The sequence below is a fragment of the Microbacterium sp. PAMC21962 genome (assembly GCF_019443465.1).
GTDB classification, from domain to species: Bacteria; Actinomycetota; Actinomycetes; order Actinomycetales; family Microbacteriaceae; genus Microbacterium; species Microbacterium hominis.
Genome location: NZ_CP080381.1, coordinates 2,778,382 through 2,795,589, shown reverse-complemented (window position 1 = coordinate 2,795,589; position 17,208 = coordinate 2,778,382). Strand labels below are relative to the sequence as shown.

The 17,208-nt window shown below is 65.8% G+C and carries 18 protein-coding genes; 12 read left to right on the top strand and 6 right to left on the bottom strand.

Annotation, left to right across the window (positions count from 1 at the left end):
* Positions 1-12: 12 nt before the first annotated feature.
* From KY498_RS13220 to KY498_RS13165, 12 genes are all read left to right on the top strand, one after another.
* Positions 13-1,482 (top strand): tyrosine-type recombinase/integrase, encoded by a 1,470-nt coding sequence (locus tag KY498_RS13220; RefSeq protein WP_219879408.1) that lies wholly within the window; start codon positions 13-15, stop codon positions 1,480-1,482.
* On the top strand, positions 1,476-3,275 hold the full coding sequence (locus KY498_RS13215; RefSeq protein WP_219879407.1) for a hypothetical protein: 1,800 nt from the start codon (positions 1,476-1,478) through the stop codon (positions 3,273-3,275). The genes KY498_RS13220 and KY498_RS13215 overlap by 7 nt, the downstream gene beginning before the upstream one ends.
* Positions 3,272-5,377 carry a hypothetical protein gene (locus KY498_RS13210; protein WP_219879406.1) on the top strand — a complete coding sequence of 702 codons (2,106 nt, stop codon included), beginning with the start codon at positions 3,272-3,274 and terminating at the stop codon, positions 5,375-5,377. Before KY498_RS13215 ends, KY498_RS13210 begins: the two co-directional genes overlap by 4 nt.
* The gene (locus KY498_RS13205; protein ID WP_219879405.1) at positions 5,374-5,784 is read left to right on the top strand and encodes a hypothetical protein; all 411 of its coding nucleotides are present in this window, start codon (positions 5,374-5,376) and stop codon (positions 5,782-5,784) included. The genes KY498_RS13210 and KY498_RS13205 overlap by 4 nt, the downstream gene beginning before the upstream one ends.
* Before the next feature lie 136 nt (positions 5,785-5,920).
* On the top strand, positions 5,921-6,304 hold the full coding sequence (locus KY498_RS13200) for a hypothetical protein (RefSeq protein WP_219879404.1): 384 nt from the start codon (positions 5,921-5,923) through the stop codon (positions 6,302-6,304).
* On the top strand, positions 6,301-6,540 hold the full coding sequence (locus KY498_RS13195; RefSeq protein WP_219879403.1) for a helix-turn-helix transcriptional regulator: 240 nt from the start codon (positions 6,301-6,303) through the stop codon (positions 6,538-6,540). Before KY498_RS13200 ends, KY498_RS13195 begins: the two co-directional genes overlap by 4 nt.
* Before the next feature lie 192 nt (positions 6,541-6,732).
* Positions 6,733-8,175 carry a Rieske 2Fe-2S domain-containing protein gene (locus KY498_RS13190; protein WP_219879402.1) on the top strand — a complete coding sequence of 481 codons (1,443 nt, stop codon included), beginning with the start codon at positions 6,733-6,735 and terminating at the stop codon, positions 8,173-8,175.
* A complete protein-coding gene (locus KY498_RS13185; protein ID WP_219879401.1) occupies positions 8,172-8,762 on the top strand; it encodes a 3-phenylpropionate/cinnamic acid dioxygenase subunit beta in 591 nt (196 codons plus the stop codon). The genes KY498_RS13190 and KY498_RS13185 overlap by 4 nt, the downstream gene beginning before the upstream one ends.
* Positions 8,759-9,070 (top strand): hypothetical protein, encoded by a 312-nt coding sequence (locus KY498_RS13180; RefSeq protein WP_219879400.1) that lies wholly within the window; start codon positions 8,759-8,761, stop codon positions 9,068-9,070. Before KY498_RS13185 ends, KY498_RS13180 begins: the two co-directional genes overlap by 4 nt.
* A gap of 9 nt (positions 9,071-9,079) precedes the next feature.
* Complete coding sequence (locus KY498_RS13175; protein WP_219879399.1) at positions 9,080-9,274, top strand: ferredoxin; 195 nt, start codon at positions 9,080-9,082, stop codon at positions 9,272-9,274.
* A gap of 5 nt (positions 9,275-9,279) precedes the next feature.
* Positions 9,280-10,515 (top strand): NAD(P)/FAD-dependent oxidoreductase, encoded by a 1,236-nt coding sequence (locus KY498_RS13170; RefSeq protein WP_219879398.1) that lies wholly within the window; start codon positions 9,280-9,282, stop codon positions 10,513-10,515.
* A 47-nt stretch (positions 10,516-10,562) separates the two neighbouring features.
* Complete coding sequence (locus KY498_RS13165) at positions 10,563-11,288, top strand: class II aldolase/adducin family protein (protein WP_219879397.1); 726 nt, start codon at positions 10,563-10,565, stop codon at positions 11,286-11,288.
* A gap of 29 nt (positions 11,289-11,317) precedes the next feature.
* On the opposite strand, the gene KY498_RS13160 is transcribed toward KY498_RS13165, so the two are convergent.
* From KY498_RS13160 to KY498_RS13135, 6 genes are all read right to left on the bottom strand, one after another.
* Complete coding sequence (locus KY498_RS13160; RefSeq protein ID WP_258186421.1) at positions 11,318-12,043, bottom strand: IclR family transcriptional regulator; 726 nt, start codon at positions 12,041-12,043, stop codon at positions 11,318-11,320.
* A 132-nt stretch (positions 12,044-12,175) separates the two neighbouring features.
* Positions 12,176-12,940 (bottom strand): aldo/keto reductase, encoded by a 765-nt coding sequence (locus KY498_RS13155; RefSeq protein ID WP_258186420.1) that lies wholly within the window; start codon positions 12,938-12,940, stop codon positions 12,176-12,178.
* 109 nt (positions 12,941-13,049) lie between these two features.
* The gene (locus KY498_RS13150) at positions 13,050-13,850 is read right to left on the bottom strand and encodes an ABC transporter permease (protein ID WP_258186419.1); all 801 of its coding nucleotides are present in this window, start codon (positions 13,848-13,850) and stop codon (positions 13,050-13,052) included.
* Positions 13,847-14,647, bottom strand: a complete 801-nt coding sequence (locus KY498_RS13145; protein WP_258186418.1) for an ABC transporter permease — start codon at positions 14,645-14,647, stop codon at positions 13,847-13,849. The genes KY498_RS13150 and KY498_RS13145 overlap by 4 nt, the downstream gene beginning before the upstream one ends.
* Positions 14,644-15,465, bottom strand: a complete 822-nt coding sequence (locus KY498_RS13140; RefSeq protein WP_219879395.1) for an ABC transporter ATP-binding protein — start codon at positions 15,463-15,465, stop codon at positions 14,644-14,646. Before KY498_RS13140 ends, KY498_RS13145 begins: the two co-directional genes overlap by 4 nt.
* On the bottom strand, positions 15,462-16,427 hold the full coding sequence (locus tag KY498_RS13135) for an ABC transporter substrate-binding protein (protein WP_258186417.1): 966 nt from the start codon (positions 16,425-16,427) through the stop codon (positions 15,462-15,464). Before KY498_RS13135 ends, KY498_RS13140 begins: the two co-directional genes overlap by 4 nt.
* Positions 16,428-17,208: the final 781 nt, after the last annotated feature.

Genomic DNA, 17,208 nt, shown 5'->3' with positions numbered 1-17,208 from the left:
TAGCTTCGCGACATGCGAACTGCGACCTCCTCGTCGGCGTGGCGATTGTTCTTCCACGACACCGACGCGCTCGGCCCGGACGAGTCGGCGCTGGTCGACTCGGAGACCGCGGTCTTGATCAGCGAGTCACGAGATCGACCGCGCAGACGAGGTACACCGTTCTTCATCGCCCCCGACGGAATCCCGGATGACATTCTGAATGACTACTTCCGATCGGCCGGACCGGGTGCAGCACTGGCTGACACCTCGGCGCGCAGCTATGCGTACGACCTGCTCGTTTTTCTCAGCATCCTCGGCCAGTGGAAGATCAGTTGGCGCGATGCGTCTCCTGAGCAGCTGGGCGACGTGCGCACCTGGCGACTGCACGGCAAAGACAACCCGCGTCGAGTGAGCGATTCCACCTGGCAACGACAGGCGCAAGCAATCAGCTCGGTGTACAAGTGGGCGGCGACCCGAGGCATACGAAATCCCGTGCCGCCCAGCTTCGACCGCGCGCACCGGCGTGTGGCCGACGCCGGGGGGTCCTACCCCCGCGGCAGCTCGATCAAGTGGTTCACGGCGGCCGCCATCCGTCGCTGGATCGACCTCGGCCTCCGTGGCTACCTCCCGGACGGATCGCCGGACTCCAGGTACCGGCACCGCTCCGGACTGCGCGACAGCGCCTTCGTCCGCGCCGCATACGGAACAGGGCTGCGCACCCAGGAGCTCGGGAATCTCGTTCTCGGAACCGAATGGCCCATCAGCACCCCCGGCCCCTACGCAACCCTGCACATCGGAGAAGGGATCGCGAAGGGCGGGCTCGCACGCAAAGCCTGGGCATCAGCCGAGGCTTTGTCTGCCGTCTACTCCTATGTCCAGACCGACCGTCGCCTGGCGGTCGAGGCCGCGAACAGGCGCGGCGACTACGCCCGGGTCGCGGGCAGGCTCACGCTCGATCCCCGACCCGATCGCGCTGTCGCCATCGACGCGCGGGGATTCACACGCTCGCTCGCGCTCCTCACGCCGTTCGAGCGGCAACGGCTCTTCATCGACCGGGATGGGTTCCTGGAACCCGCGCAGATCTGGCTGACAGAGCAAGGCATGCCGCTTCCGCACACACGATGGAACCGCATCTTCGACCGCGCGAACGACCGGATCACCGTGCTGGATGTCACGATGAGCCGGCTGACTCCCCACCGGCTGCGACACAGCTTCGCGCTGAAGTGGTTCGTGATCGGCCGCCTGTTGTGGATGGGACGCGGCTCGGGTCTGCCCCGCGACGAAGTCGAGGCGCTGCGCGACGAGATGGGATCGGAGTGGTTCCTCGTGCAGACGCTGCTCGGGCACCGCAGCGTGGAGACCACCCGCAACGTCTACCTCGAGCCCTTCATCGGCCTCGACATCGAAACGCTCCTCAGCCAAGTCCACGACCAAGACGCTGAGCAACTCCTCACGCTGTTCCTCAACGGACACGCGCGAGTCGAATCGCATCCATCGTGGTAGCCGGTCGCCCCGCATCGCTCCCCTCCCACCCGCCCGAACAGCGGGTCACCGGCACCACGTATGTGTTCATCGCCGCGAAGTCCGGACGCCGGTACGAGATCGACTTCTCCGGCACGGGCCTGGGCCCGAGCCTTGAGTCGTTCTTCATCGCGGTCTTCGACGACGTCGCCGGTCCGCTCGGCACCACTCGTTCGATTCAGGCCGCCAGAATGCACGCGTGGGCGCTGAGAAGCCTGATGCACGCCCTCGCGCGCAGCCGACCGGTTCCCACAACCCCGGCGAGCTTCCCGCCGAGCGCATTTCTGGAGACGCGCCTCCAGGTCGGACCGCGACATTACGACAGGCTCCGATTCGCGCTGCGGCGACGCGCAGACCAGTTCAGCCCGGACGTGCGCGAGCTGTTGCATGCGAGGGGGAGCAAGCGTCCGCCCGACGGTCAGACATCTGGCCTTTCGGCTTCGGAGTTCGATCGTGTCCTCGACGCCGCCCGGGCGGACGTCCGCGCCGCGCGCGACCGGATACGTCCGAACCTCCACGAACTGGAACGATGGCGTCGAGGCGTGAACGCCGACGCGACCCTCTCCCGCCGGCTCCGCGTCCTGGATGGCATCGCCACGACCGGCGACTGCCCCAGGTATGACAACGGCCACCAGCACTCGCGCATGCTTCGCGAAGCGGGGTTCGGAACCGGGGCCAGCGCACTGTCCAGCCTATTCCTGACCGCGCACGACGCCGTCGCGTTCGGCATCCTGCTGGTCGGCCTCACCGGACACAACATGTCCACACTCGAGTCGATGCGGACCCCGCTGCATCATGCCGGAGACCAACCCGACTCCCCCGACGACGCGATCGTGGCGAAAGCCCTGAAGCCCCGGCGCGGCAAGTCGCGGGCCGCGATGACGATCAGCGCGTTCAACACGCCAGCCCAGCCGGACTCCCGCGGTCGAACCGGCGACCTACGGAACGCGCACAACGTGTTCGCGCTGTTGGAAGCTCTCACCGCACCCGCGCGGAACGTCAGCGGAGCGGACCACCTGTTCTCCTGGGTCAGCCCCGCACGCGCACACGGGATCGTCCACTCCACCATCGTTCAGGGAACGAAAGTGCGACCGCAGAACTGGGCGAGCGGCCATGGCATCCTCGCTGACGACGGCACCCCACTCGAGCTGACCTTTCGACGACTTCGGCTCACGTTCGTGACAGCGCGCGACCGCCCGGTCGCCCACAGCCGACGCACCCTCCGACAGACCTACCAGGCCAAGAACACCCGCGAGCTTCACAAGTACCAACGACTCGTCGCCACCGTCCTCGATGAACAAGTCCGGGTCGCCCAGTCCACGCACCACAGCGCCTTCCTCAGCGAAGCGGACCTCGCGCGGCTCTCGGTCGACCCCACGAGTGGCGCGAAGGCTCTCGGCTTACCTGTCCGCGTCGCCGAACGCCTGTTGACCGGCAACCTCGACACCGTCCTCACCGCATGCGTCGACAACGAGAACGGACCACACAACGACGGCCCCTGCCGCGCCTCCTTTCTCCTATGCGCCGGCTGCCCCTGCGCGGTCGCGATGCCGACCCACTGGCCGATGCTCGTCGCCACACACCGACGGCTGCTCCAACACCGCGACGCAATGACTGAAATCGAATGGGCGCGCAGGTTCGGAGAAGCGACAGCTCGCCTGACGCAACTCGTCGACCAGATCCCGGCCGGTGCCGGGGAGAAGGCGATGGCGCAGCTCACCACTGAGCAGAGTGCCCTGATCGACCGGCTCCTCGACGGAGGGATGGACGCGTGAGCCTTCAGCCGCCATCAGCCGTCGCGGATCTGTTCATCGAGCGGCCCGCCGTCACACCCGTGGACGACACGACGCCGGTGCTGCTGACACGACCAACTCGAAAAAATGCCCCGAATCCGTCGCTGTTCGGCGACAGCGTGTGGGACCTGTCAGCCGCTGTCTTCGAAGCGCACGTCCAGCCTCATCTTCTCGATTGGGCCACATACCCTGAAGCGCTGCGCCCCTCGTTCAAGCAGTACTTCTGGACCATCATCAACCTTGACGCCCACCGTCTGGAGGCCAATCACACCGCGTGGTCGATCGCGACCATCAAACACCAGCACCGGTTCCTCCGCAGCTTCGCGCAGCAGATGGCCCACCTGGGCCGAGGCGACCTGAGCCAGCTCCAAGCGAGCGACCTGGACTCGTGGGTCGCATACGTCCAGACCAGCGGTTCGCCCATCAGAGAGCGCCACAAGCTCCTGAACGCCGTCCGTTCCATGTGGGACTGTCGCGCCCTCGTCCCTGAGTACGCACGCCTGCAGAATCTCATCCCCTGGGACGGTCGCAAGACCACTGAGCTCCTCGGTGCCCTGCCGAGCTATGTCGGCGAGAACAAGACACCACGGATCGACGAACTGACGATGGCGGGATTGCTGAGCTGGAGCATCGCGATCGTGGAGCACCTCGCCGCGCCCATCACCGTCGCGTCCCGCCGCCTGCGAGAGCTCCGCCAGCACGGCCCGCGCGCGACGCAACGCCGCTTTGCAGACGCCAGCGAGCGCTCCGAACCTGCCCACGTCGCCGACATCGTCCTCGCGTACTTCCGAACCAGAAACCTGCCCCTCCCCGGCTACCGCCATCAGCACGGCGTCCGCCTACATGCGAACAACATCGCCCGGCTGGTCGGCATCCCCAGACTCAGCGCTGCCCAAGCACGACAGTTGAGCGCCAGCGGGTACCCGATCGCTCCGGACACCGTCCTCCACCCGCTGGTCGCCCCATCCATCGCCGGGCGACCTCTCGAGGTCACCTTCACGTTGACGGAGATACCGGAGCTCGAACGGGTCCTCTGGTCCGCGGCGCTGGTGATCGTCTCCTATCTCTCGGGCATGCGGCCAGGCGAAGCGCTGAACCTCACACGCGGGAGCGCTCGCAAAGCCGGGCGCCTCCACTACCTGGTCGGAAGAACATTCAAGGACGTCCGCGACTCGACCGGGGCCAAGGACCCGGCAGGCAAAGTACGCGACGTCCCCTGGGTGGTGTGCGAGCCCGTCCTGCGCGCCGTAGCCGCGATGGAGAACCTGCACGAGAACACCCTGCTCTTCGCGAGGAGGTCAGAATGGCACCCCGACGGCCAGGCTCACACTGTTTCGCCCGCAGCGAGGACCGTGATCATCATGGGCCTCGTGAACTGGGTGAACACCGCGTGCGCGGCACAGCAGCGGCCCGACCCCATCCCCCACGACCCGAACTGTCGTTCCCTCTATATGAGTCGTTTCCGGCGCACCCTCGCCTGGCACATCGCCCGCCGACCACAGGGGATCGTCGCCGCGTCCATCCAGTACGGACACGTCGGCACCCAGATGACGCAGGGCTACGCCGGCTCGCTCGCGTCAGGCTTCCCCGACGAGCACTCCTTCGAAGCGTTCCTTCAGCGCCTCGAGACCCTCGGGCAGGCGAACACCCGCCTGCAGTCCGGCGAGCAGGTCAGCGGCCCCGCCGCCGCAACCTACCGTTCCAGAGTCACGAACATCGCTCGTTTCGAAGGCATCACCATCCCGACCAACGCGGCCGCCCGCCGCCTGCTGAACAGCCGCGAACTCCAGGTCATCCAAGGCGACGCGCTGAGCTGCGTCTACGACCCGGCCAAAGCACTCTGCAGCAAACGAGCCCAGCCCGACGCCGCGAACGATGCGCCCGACCTCGGCACCTGCCAGCCATCGTGCGCGAACATCGCCCGCACCGACACCGACATCCAAGAGATCCGACGCCGCGCACGGCAGCTGTCGATCATCGTCGCCGACCCGGCCAGCCCACCCATCCGGCATGCCCGCGAACGGAACGAGCTCGACCGGCTCAACAGTCTGATCGACCACCACGAGAACGGACGGATCACATGAGCGACCACGCACAGGAGCGCGAAGCGATACAGCGAGAAGCCGACACGCTCCTCGCCCGAGACGTGTCGCAATCCCGGCCCACCGTCGCCGATCTCTGTATCGCCGCCGGATACCCGCGCTGGAAGCTCACACACCGCCACGTCGACCTCAAAGACAACTTCCTGTCGGACGTGACCCGAAAGTGGGGCGCACGCGCCGACCTCTCGCCACAAGCGAAAGAACTGGAACGGCTCCGAGAACAGAACACCGGACTACGAGACGAACTGGGCGTCGCCGAAACAACCATCCGGATCTACGCGGAAGCTCTCGAAGAGTTGCGACTCCAGCTTGCAGCCGCGCGCCAGCACCCCGCCGAGTCCTGCGTCATCGACATCGCCTCAGCGCGCGCCAAGGGTCGGTCAGAATAGCGGTGCATGTGGGCTAGACGGCCCGTCGACCTTCGGGAGCGCACCGGTCGATCACAACACCGTCAGTCGGACTCGAGCAGCCCGGATGCTCGCCCTCGCGTGAATCACCATTCCTTCTCTATCGAGATCCGAGTTGATGAGTGAGTTCGAGAGCGGGATGGCTCACGCGAGCCAGTCCTCGACGACCTCCGCGAAGGCGGGCGGGTTCTCCCACATGGGGCAGTGTCCGGTTCCGTCGATGACGACGATCGCGGTGCTCGTACTCGGGGTGCTGTGGCAGTGGTTCGCGCAGACCGCCGCATACAAGGCGGCGGTCTGCGTCTACGGCAGCGCGCATCTCAGCGGCGAGTGGCCGCTCGACGGCGACCCGTCAGCGACGCAGACGGTGTCGTGGCCCGACGCGACCTTCGCGCTCTACATCGACTTCTGGCCTGTGTGGGCTGCGCTCGCGCTCGGCGCGTTGGCGGCCGTCATCCGATACGGCGCGCGCCTGCAGCGCGACACCCGGGGCCTCGTGTGAGCCCCTCCGACCACGACGAAGACGGGCCGAGCGGCATCCACTGCCGCCTCGACGAGCTGCTCGAAGGGCGCGGCATGACTCTCACGCGGCTCAGCGAGCTCGTCGGAGTCTCGATCGTCAATCTTTCCGTGCTCAAGAACGACCGCGCGCGGGCCATCCGCTATTCGACGCTGTCGGCGATCTGCCGCGCCCTCGACTGCGAGATCGGCGACCTGCTCGTCCGCGCCGACAGGTAGCCGATCGACGGCGTCACGCCGGCTATCCGCACCCGACGAGCTCCGGAGCGCGCGCTCTGTCGTGAGTCTCGGCGGATGACTTGACGATGCTATCCTCGCACTGACAGAATACTATTCTGCTTACCAGATAGTCAGGCACCTTCGTCTGGCGGGGCCGGCGCAGTACCAAGTGCTAAGGGATAGGGCGCAAAGATGAGCACCTCGACCACCACGATCTATGACGAGATCCATCGCGGCATGATCCCGGCATACATCTACAACGATGCCGAGATCTTCGAGCGCGAGCGGAAGAACCTCTTCAGCCGTGCGTGGCTGTTCGTCGGTCACGAGTCCGAGATCCCGCAAGCCGGAGACTATGTCGTGCGGCGAGTGCTGGACGACTCGTTCATCATCGTGCGCGACGAGAGCGGCCAGATTCACGCGCACTTCAACATGTGCCTGCACCGCGGCATGCAGGTCTGCCGGGCCGAGATCGGCAACGCCTCCCACTTCCGCTGCCCGTATCACGGCTGGTCCTACCGGAACGACGGCCGCATCGTCGGCCTCCCCTTCCATCAGGAGGCGTATGGCGGCGAAGCGGGCTTCAGCCGCAAAGGCGCCCGGTTGCTGCCCGCTCCCAACCTCGGCACCTACAACGGGCTGATCTTCATCAGCATGGACCCCGACGCGCCGAGCCTCATCGACTACATCGGAGACTTCGCGTTCTACCTCGACTACTACACCCGCCAGAGCCCGGGCGGCATCGAATTGAAGGGGCCGCAACGCTGGCGGGTGAAGACGAACTGGAAGATCGGTGCGGAGAACTTCGCCGGTGACATGTATCACACCCCGCAGACGCACACCTCGGTCGTCGAGATCGGGCTCTTCCGCGAGCCCAAGGCGGAGAAGCGCAAGGACGGGAACACGTACTGGGCTGGAAACGGCGGCGGGACCACCTACAAGCTCCCTGCAGGAACGCTCGAGGAACGCCTGAGCTACGTCGGCTATCCAGACGAGATGATCGCCCGGATGAAGGAGACGTGGTCCCAGGAGCAGCTGGATGTCATCGGACGCGACGGGTTCATGATCTCCGCAGCATCGCTGTTCCCGAACATGAGCTTCGTCCACAACTGGCCGAAGGTCGAAGAGGGCTCCGACGAGGATGTGCTCCCCTTCATCTCGATCCGGACCTGGGTGCCGATCAGCGAGGATGAGACAGAGGTCTACTCGTGGTTCGCCGTCGATGCGGAAGCGCCCGAGGAGTTCAAGGCATTGTCCTACAAGGCCTACCTCATGTGCTTCGGCACGAGCGGAATGTTCGAGCAGGACGACGTGGAGAACTGGGTGTCGCTCACGAACACCGCGAAGGGCTCGATGGCTCGCCGCCTCCTCCTGAACGGCCGGATGGGCATGCTCAAGGATGGCACCCCGGTGGTCGAGCCTCTCGGAGCAGACGAGTTCGCCGGTCCCGGTGTGGCGCACATCGGCTATGGCGAGTACAACCAGCGCCACCTGCTCGACCGCTGGGCCGACTATCTGGAACCCGACTACGAAGGCATCGACTTCCACGCCCTCACCATCGGCGGCGAGGTACCGGCGTCCACGACTCCCCGGCCCCTGGGCATCACCAACAACGGCCAGGAAGTGAAGCGATGATCGAGGAAGCCGGAAAGACGATCTCTGAGACATCGACGCTCTACAGCGGCTCCACTCTCGCCGACAGGGTGGGAGCGTCTTTGCCGTTCACCAGCGACCTCCACGCCACGATCCACCGCTGGCTCGTCGAGGAAGCGTACACGCTCGACCAGCAGCGGTACGAGGACTGGCTCGACACGCTCACAGAGGACATCCACTACGTCATGCCGGTCCGGGTCACGACAGCTCTCGGCACGCCGTTCAGCATCTCTCCGGGAATGGCGCATTGGGACGACAACAAGTACTCGCTGAGTCGCCGCGTCGCACGCTTTCTCACGGAGCACGCGTGGACGGAGGATCCGCCGTCGAGACTGCGGCACTATGTGACCAACGTGCGGGTCTTCGAGACCGATGTTCCAGGAGAGGTTCTCGCCGACTCGGCGGTGCTCCTGTTCCGCAGCCGCGGTGACATGAATGAGCCCTCGATCATCTCGGCGCATCGCGAGGACGTCTTTCGCGATGTCGACGGCGAGTACAAGCTCGCCCGTCGCGTCATCATGGTCGACGAATCGGTGCTTCGCACCCAGAACCTCGCGATCTTCCTATGACATTGGAGTGGGAGGGCGCCGACATCGACCGGGCGGCCGCGATCGCGGCCGCCGAGGAGCGCGCGCTGCTCGTTGCGCGCACGGTAGGTGAGCCCCTGACGATCGCCAACGAGTTCTCGGAGGTCAAGGTGAGTCGTGTGGAGACGCGCAACGGCACGCGCCTGCTCGTGGAGTCGCCGAAGTCGGGCCAGTGGATCGCACTCGATCCCCTCGAGCTGGAGGCGCTGACCTGGCAGACCGTCCAGACGTTCTCCGCGATGATCGGCGTCCCGTACGAGCCGATGTTTCCCGACCCCATGGATCACTAAGGATGCTGCATGGCCACCGTCAAGGCTGACCTCTCTCTTTGCCAGGGCTACGCGAACTGCGTCATCGCCGCCGGCGACTACTTCGACATCGACGACGATGGCCTGGTCGTGCTGCTGAAGGTCGACGTGCCGGAATCGGAACGGACCCGCGTCGAAGAAGCAGCGCGGACCTGTCCGGCGGCCGCGCTCTGGGTTGAGGACTGACCGAGATGCCGCACCCCCAGATCTCGCACGTCGTCATCGTCGGCGCCTCGGTCGCCGGCGTGAAGCTCGCCCAGTGCCTTCGCTCGGAAGGCTTCACCGGAGCGGTGACGCTCGTCGATGCCGAGGACGACCCGCTCTACGACAAGCCGCCGCTGTCGAAGGACTATCTGAGCGGCGTTTCGTCGGCGCCGGAGATCGCCTTGACGACGCTGGATGACCTGAACGCCCGGGAGATCAGCGCGCGGTTCGGGGTCTCGGCGGTTTCGCTCGATCCTGCTACGAAGACGCTTGCACTCAGCGATGGAAGCGAGCTGTCCTACGACGCGCTCGTGATTGCCACCGGTGCCCGAGCCCGCCTGACACCGTGGGCGTCGCTTCCCGGCGTACATGTCCTGCGTACGCGAGCCGACGCCGACGAACTCCGCAAGGAGATCGTCGCCGGGCGCCACCTCGCTGTGATCGGCGCGGGATTCGTCGGCGCCGAGGCTGCCGCAACGGCGCTCAAGGCAGGCTTGCGAGTGACGATCATCGAGCCGCTCGGCGCCCCGATGGGCAGAGCGATGAACGCGGAAGTGGGTGGCATCTTCGCCGACAAGCACCGCCATGAGGGTGCCGAGTTCCGATTCGGCATCTCTGTGGAACGCGTCGAGCCGATCGGCGAGCGCTGTCGGCTCCTGCTCACCGATGGCTCCGCTCTGGACGTCGATGCAGTCCTGCTCGGCATCGGCGCCGTTGCCAACACCGAGTGGCTGCAGTCGTCGGGAGTGTCGATCGACAACGGCATCGTGTGCGACGCGACGTTGGCCGCGGTCGGCGTTCCCGACGTCTATGCGATCGGCGATGTGGCACGGTTCACCAACGATCGCCATCCCGACTCGGTGCGGCTCGAGCACTGGACGAGCGCGGCCGATCAAGCATTGCTCGTCGCGCACAACATCGCGCATCCGGACGATCCGCGAAGCTACAACCCGACCGAGTATGTGTGGAGTGACCAGTACGACTGGAAGATTCAGATCGTCGGCCTCACCGGATCCGACCACTGGACCATCGTCGGCGATCCTGCCGCCGACCGGTTCGCGATCGTCTACGGCGTGGACACGCAACCGGTCCAAGGAGTGGTGATCGTGAACTGGCCACGGGCGCTGATCGACTCCCGGCGGTCGGTGGCCTCGGCAGTGGCAACGGGCGACCTGACCGAACGACTGCGTCGCCTCCTCGTCGCATCGAAGGCGGCGGTGTGACAGCCCAACCGCGTCAGCATGACGCACAACAGCGGGAGATGCCGAAGATGCGCACCGACGTCCGACTCGACGCAATCCACGACCTCGTCGACGCCAACCATGTCCTCGTCCGCCGCGACATCCTCGATGGGTTCGGACACGTCAGCGTGCGCAACCCCGAGGATCCGGCGACGTTCCTCATCTCGCGAAGCCTCGCCCCCGGTCTCGTCGTCGAGGACGACATTCAGGTCGTCGCGCTCGACGGAACCACGACGGACACACGGCCGAGCTACCTCGAGCGGTTCATCCACGCCGAGATCTACCGGGCGCGCCCCGACGTGCACGCCGTCGTCCACAGCCACTCCGCTTCGATGGTGCCGTTTAGCATCTCCCGGACGCCGCTGCGAGCGGTGTGGCACATGGCCGGCTTCCTTGGCGACGCGACACCTGTCTTCGAGGTGCGTGACACGGCAGGCGACGGAAGCGATCTTCTGATCCGGAGTGCCGCGCTCGGCGCCGACTTGGCCGATGTGCTCGGCAACGGGGCGGTCACGCTGATGCGAGGGCATGGATTCGTCGCGGTCGGAGACTCGATTCCGCAGGCTGTCGCGCGCGCCGTCTACGCCGACCTCAACGCCCGCGCACAGGCCACGGCAATACAGCTGCTCGGCGACTACACAGCGCTTACCGTCGAGGAAGGCAGGGCCGCCTCTGAGACGAACGACGGACAGCTCGGGCGCGCGTGGGAGATCTGGAGGGCAGAAGCAGGTCGCACACGCGGCGCAGCTGTCTAGGATCATGCGCCGCACGCGCGCGAAGAGCGTCAGCCAAGCGACTCGGCGAGCCGTGCCGCCGCATCCTGCAACGCACGTCCGAACCGCTTCACCTTGCTCGCCGGCAGACGCTGAATCGGCGCCGAAGCGTTGATCGCCAGTCTCAGTCCGGAAGACACGGGAACAGGGACCGCGACGCTCGCCACGCCCTCTTCGCTCTCCTGTCGATTGAGCGCGTATCCGTCGAGACGCGTCTTCGCCAGCTGAGCGAACAGCTGGTCACGCGACGAAAGCGAGTTGGACGTCACTGTCGTGAGGCGTTCGCTCGGATACAGGCGAAGCAGCTGCTCGTCGCTCAGCTCGGCAAGGAGCACCTTGCCGGTCGATGTGCAGTGCGCCGGCGACGACCTTCCCAGACGGGACGCGACGCGGACGGCGACATCGGGTTCTGAGACCGCGAGGAACCGGACGTGATCTCCCTCGAGCGTCCCCAGATGGCATGTCTCGCCGAGCGACTGCACGAGATCGTCAAGAATTGGCTGCGCCAGTCGCGGGATGTCCATGCGACGCAGCACTGAGAACGCGACGGTGGTCAGGGCCGGTCCCGGGCCGTACGTCTTCGTCACTGGATCCTGCCTGACGAACCCGCGCCAGGTGAGCATCGCCAGAAGGCGGTGGGCAGTCGATGTCGCCACACCGAGGTGCGTGCCCGCGTCGGTCAGCCGGATCTCTTGCTGCTCCCCGAGCAGCAAGATCAGCTTCAGCGCGTTGTCCACCGATTCGATCGGATACTGAGGAGGGTCGGTCGGAGACAATCGCGAAGCTCGTTTCTGCACAACAGAGAGCATATCAATGCGTGGCGGGCCACCGGCCCGGATGCGTCGATCTGCCTCCGGGCGGTAGACGGACTAGTGCCCGTTCTCCGGCGCATCGGAGTCGCGTGCCGCCCCCTCGCCTCGGTCGAGCCGCTCGAGCTCAGCGAGCTGCGCGGGAGAGAGCGAGAAGTCGAAGATCGCGAGGTTCTCGGCGATCCAGCGCGGATCGGCAGCCTGCGGGACCGGGACCAGCGAGTTCTCGACGTGCCAGCGGAGAATGATCTGCGCAGGCGAACGACCCGCCTCCGCCGCGATGCGCACGACCGTCGGATGGTCTCGAAGACCGCTGGATCTGCCGAGCGGGCTCCACGACTCGGTCGCTATCCCATGCTGCTCGTGATAGCGACGCGGCTCCTGCCTCGCGATGTCAGGGCTGAGCTGGATCTGGTTGACATCAGGGACGACGCCCGTCGCATCGATGATGCGCTCGAGGTGTGCGGGTGTGAAGTTCGAGACGCCGATGGCCCGGACCGCGCCTTCCGACAAGAGCTGGACCAGCCCCTCCCACGCCTCGACGTAGCGATCGAGCTGCGGCACAGGCCAGTGGCAGAGGTACAGATCCAGATAGTCCAGTCCCATCCGGCGCAGGCTGGCATCGTAGGCGCGTCGAACGCCGTCGACGCTGTGCGACTCCTTGTTGAACTTGCTGGTGACGAACACCTCCTCCCGGGGGACGCCCGAGGAGCGGATCGCACGACCGACCTCCTCCTCGTTGCCGTAGGCGAACGCCGTGTCGACGAGACGGTAGCCGCTTTGCAGCGCCGTGCGGACCGCATCCTCGCATTCGTCGCCGACCATCGGCCACGTGCCGAGTCCGACGCGCGGGATGTCGTGCCCGTGTCCGAGCCGCAGACGCGGCGCGGGCACCGGATGGACCGACGCTTCCGGCTCGGCGCTCACTCCCGGATCACCTTCTCGTGGCGGCAAGCCGCCGCTCCAGCGCCCACAGTGCGATGTTGCCGATCAAGGCGATCAGGGCGAGCAGAACGATGACGCCGTACATCAACGGCAGATCGAGCTGCCCGTATGCCCGCAGCGCGAGCAGCCCGAGCCCGGCGCGCGCCGCGAAGAAGTCGGCGATGATGACGTTGATCAACGCGATGCTGAACCCGATTCGGATTCCGACCATCAACGACGGCGCCATCGCGGGTATGTAGATCTTCGTCACGGTCTGAACCCGGGTGAGACTGAGCGATCGCGCCAGTTTCGGAAGCAACGGGTTCACGGCACGGACGCCGGCCGTCGTGGACACCATGATGGGGAACACAGCCGCGAGCGCCCCCATCGCCGCCTGCGCCCCGACGCCGACTCCGAAGATCTGCAGCAGCACGGGGAAGAAGACGACCCTCGGGATCGCGAAGGCGCCCGCGACGATGGGATCGAACACCGCGCCCAGGAACTTGCTCCGACCGATCATGTAGCCGAGAGGGAAGCCGATCACCGCGGCGATCGCGAACCCCACCACGACCGCGTTGACGGTCGCCCAGAGAGCGCGGTAGATCGAGCCGTCCGCGAAGGTGCTCGCCAGCGCGTCGAACGCCGCGAACGGCGAGGCGACCAGATCGGACACCAGTGACAGGAGCCACCAGATCACGAACAGTCCGACGAGGACCGCGGCCCTCCAGAGGTTGTCGGACACCGTCGTCCGAGTACGCGTGCGCACTGCCGTCGCGCGCGACATGAACAGGCTCTTCGTGTCGACGCTCACAGCATGTCCCTTCGGATTCTCCGCTCAGCCGCCGTCAGCAGTCCGTTGACGATCACGCTCAGGATGACGACGATCATGATGTACGCCCACATGTCAGCCGTCTGGAGTTCCCGGTAGTAGAAGCCCACACGGAATCCGATCCCGCTCGCGGCCAGGATGAACTCCATCGCGATGGTCCCGATGACCGCATAGATGAAGCCGAGCCGGACCCCGGGGAAGATCAGAGGAGTGGCGGCGGGCAGGAGCACCTTGAGGTAGTACTGGCGGTTCGAGGCGCTGACCGACTTCGCCAGCTTGTGCAGGATCGGCTTGACCGCGTTGAGCGCCACCATCGTCGTCAGGGCGATCGGCACGAGCGCCATCGTCGCCGCGATCAGGATGATCGGGCCGGCGTTAAGGCCGAGGAGCGCAAGCAGAACGGGATAGAACAGCAGCGTGGGCATCGCATACCCCGTCACGATGAACGGTTCGAGCACACGACCTGCGGTGGGGACCCGCCAGAGGAAAACGCCCAGCGCTATGCCCGCCACGAGCCCGATCAGGAAGGCCACGAGGATCGTCGACAGCGACACGAAGGCATCGCGCCCGAACTGGGGAGTCGGGACGATGGAGAACAGGCGCCAGATGATCTCGGATGGCGGCACGAAGATCGCCGGGCTGATGGCACCCGCCCGTGTCAGCACCTCGAGGAGCAGGAGCAGCCCGAGGATGATTCCCCACCGGACGAGGGCCGCCTTGCGCTTCATCGGGAGCGCTTGCCCGCGACGGATGCGCCTTTCTTCGATGACGGTCGTCACGCTCGTTGAGCTCCTGGGCCGAGAGTCTTCTCGGCTTCGACCTTGATCAGATTCCACAGATGGTCTTCGAGCTCGCGGAAGCGCGGCAAGGCGTGCGTCCCGCTCGGGCGGGGCCGCGGCAGATCCACCTTCACGACTTCCTTGACCACCGACGGCCGTGCAGACATCACCCACACCTCGTCTGAGAGGTAGACGGCTTCCTGGATGTCGTGCGTGATGAACAGAACCCGGTTGCGGGTCTTCTCCCAGATCTGCAGGAGCTCGCGCCCGATGAACTGGCGCGTCTGCTGGTCGAGCGCCCCGAACGGCTCATCCATCAGGAGAACTCGGGGCTGCATCGCCAGCGCCCGTGCGATGGCCACGCGCTGCTTCATGCCTCCGGAGAGCTGGCCGGGACGATGTGCCTCGAAGCCGCTCAGCCCGACTAGCTCGATCATCGACCGGGCCTTCTCGTAGCGCTCCGCCTTCGGCGACCCGTGCACTTCGAGACCGAACGCGACGTTGTCCAGAACGCTCCGCCAGTGCAGCGTGGAGTCTTCCTGGAATACCATCGAGGTGTCCTTGCGAGGGCCTGCGACCCTCTCGCCGTTGATCGAGATCGAGCCTTTCGTCGGCTTGAGCAGACCGCCGACCATGTCCAGCAGGGTGCTCTTGCCGCAGCCGCTCGGACCGATCACGGAGACGAATCGCCCCTCCGGAATCGTGCCAGTCACGTTTGCGACCGCTTCGGTGCTCGCGGTGTCGCTGTGGAAGGTGATCCCGACCTCGTCAAAGACGACGTCGGTGGTGCCAGAAGTCCGTGTCGCCGTGGCGGTCATGCCGCGAACTCTCTCAGGACGATGGAGTCGACGTCGGGCTCTCGCGTGATCTGGCCCTGCTCCTTGCCGGCGGCGATCACAGCGTCGATCTGGGCATCGGTCAGAACGAGGCTGTAGAAGTCCTGCGAGCTGGCGAGCGCCTTGAACGCGATCTCGGGAGCGATCTCGATCGCGCGCCCGTAGATCTCCGACGCACGTTCGAGATCCGTCGAGATCAGATCCATCCCCCTCCCGATGGCACGCTTCCACGCCCTCAGCGCCTCCGTGTTCTCGTCGACGAAGTCGCCGGTGGCCACCAAGCACGTGTCGGACCATTCGGTCACGAAGTCCCGCGAGCGCCAGATCACCTTTCGACCGCTCTCGGCGTCGATGATCTCCGAGAGCGGCGAGGCGCTCCATGCCACGTCGATCACGCCGCGGGACGCCATGGTCCAGGAATCGGAGGCCGATCCCACCGCGACCAGTTCGACGTCCACGCCCGGGGTGAGTCCCGCCTCTCGGAGCGTGCGCTCCGCGAAGTACGTCGAGTTGGAACCGGGCGCGCTGACGCCCACAGTCTTGCCGCGGACGTCCTCGATGGTGTTGATCGGCGAGTCGGCCACCGTGATGAAGTCCACGGATGCGGCCGTGTACACGTTGCCGATGATCTTGACGTCGAGTCCGCTCTGCGCCGCGATGAACACGGGGATCGTCGACGTCGTGCCGAGCCCGATGCCCGATTCCACCCCTCGCACGGCGTCGAGGCCGCCGGGGAACTGGATGTGCTCGAGTTGCAGGTTCTCCTCTTCGTAGAACCCCTCGGCCTCCGCGATGAAGAAGGGCGCGGAATGTATGAGGCTGGCAAGACCGGTGACGACGACGTCTCCGGAGTAGCCGCCTTGACCGCCGTTTCCAGACGGGGCGCAGGCAGTCGTGCCTGCACCCAGGAACAGGACGCCCCCGGCCGCAGCGGAGAGCTTCATGAACCCTCTTCGGTCGAGTATGAGTCTGTTCATTGCGTTTTCGTTGGCCATTGAGCATTCCTTCGCCATTGACAGGGACCGTACGACAGCAACTCAGTAAAGCATGAAATGTCTCTGCTGTACAGATTCGATACCTGTTGAGCAGAACTTATGAGGAGAGGGCGCAAGCAGACATGAGGCATGGAGTCAGTACGAGCCGTCGATCAGGCATCGGTTCGGTCGCCAGGGATGACAGCTCAGCCGCTAGCCGACCCACCATCTGTGACAACTCGCAGAGGACGGAGCACCGAACGCCGCCCGTCTCACGCGCGCCCGAGCGGGATCCGCCCCAGCACAGTCGTCCCAGCGGCGGAGAGCACCTCGTCGGTTCGGACGACCTCGATCTGCTCGACTTCGAACGAGCCCAGGTCGGCCCGTGCGAGGGAGCGTACTCCCGTGCGAAGCTCACGAACCTCAAGGGTTGCGAAACGAACGAGGTTCACGAACCCAGCAACCGGCGCGCAGGCGGCAGGTCACACCCGGTTGCCGCGGCGACGTCTCCGCGCAACCGCCACAACGAATCTGTGGCATCCCACGCCTGGGCGTAGACTGACTGTGCAATCGCGTCCGGCACCGGACGCGATTTCGCACGAACAGCAGCGAACCCGCATTCTTGCGTGAGCCGCCTGATCACAATCACACTCTGCCAGGGCTCTCGGGCAGCACCACCAGATTCGAGACAGGCGAGCGTGGGAAGAGAGGCTCAGGAGACAGGCCCGGCCCGCAGAACGCACAACACAGA

Bases quoted from the DNA above. Each gene is read 5' to 3' on its own strand.
- KY498_RS13220 (WP_219879408.1), top strand. From the start codon at position 13: ATGCGAACTGCGACCTCCTCGTCGGCGTGGCGATTGTTCTTCCACGAC.
- KY498_RS13205 (WP_219879405.1), top strand. From the start codon at position 5,374: ATGAGCGACCACGCACAGGAGCGCGAAGCGATACAGCGAGAAGCCGAC.
- KY498_RS13200 (WP_219879404.1), top strand. From the start codon at position 5,921: ATGAGTGAGTTCGAGAGCGGGATGGCTCACGCGAGCCAGTCCTCGACG.
- KY498_RS13190 (WP_219879402.1), top strand. From the start codon at position 6,733: ATGAGCACCTCGACCACCACGATCTATGACGAGATCCATCGCGGCATG.
- KY498_RS13185 (WP_219879401.1), top strand. From the start codon at position 8,172: ATGATCGAGGAAGCCGGAAAGACGATCTCTGAGACATCGACGCTCTAC.
- KY498_RS13180 (WP_219879400.1), top strand. From the start codon at position 8,759: ATGACATTGGAGTGGGAGGGCGCCGACATCGACCGGGCGGCCGCGATC.
- KY498_RS13175 (WP_219879399.1), top strand. From the start codon at position 9,080: ATGGCCACCGTCAAGGCTGACCTCTCTCTTTGCCAGGGCTACGCGAAC.
- KY498_RS13170 (WP_219879398.1), top strand. From the start codon at position 9,280: ATGCCGCACCCCCAGATCTCGCACGTCGTCATCGTCGGCGCCTCGGTC.
- KY498_RS13165 (WP_219879397.1), top strand. From the start codon at position 10,563: ATGCGCACCGACGTCCGACTCGACGCAATCCACGACCTCGTCGACGCC.
- KY498_RS13155 (WP_258186420.1), bottom strand. From the start codon at position 12,940: ATGGTCGGCGACGAATGCGAGGATGCGGTCCGCACGGCGCTGCAAAGC.
- KY498_RS13140 (WP_219879395.1), bottom strand. From the start codon at position 15,465: ATGACCGCCACGGCGACACGGACTTCTGGCACCACCGACGTCGTCTTT.
- KY498_RS13135 (WP_258186417.1), bottom strand. From the start codon at position 16,427: ATGAAGCTCTCCGCTGCGGCCGGGGGCGTCCTGTTCCTGGGTGCAGGC.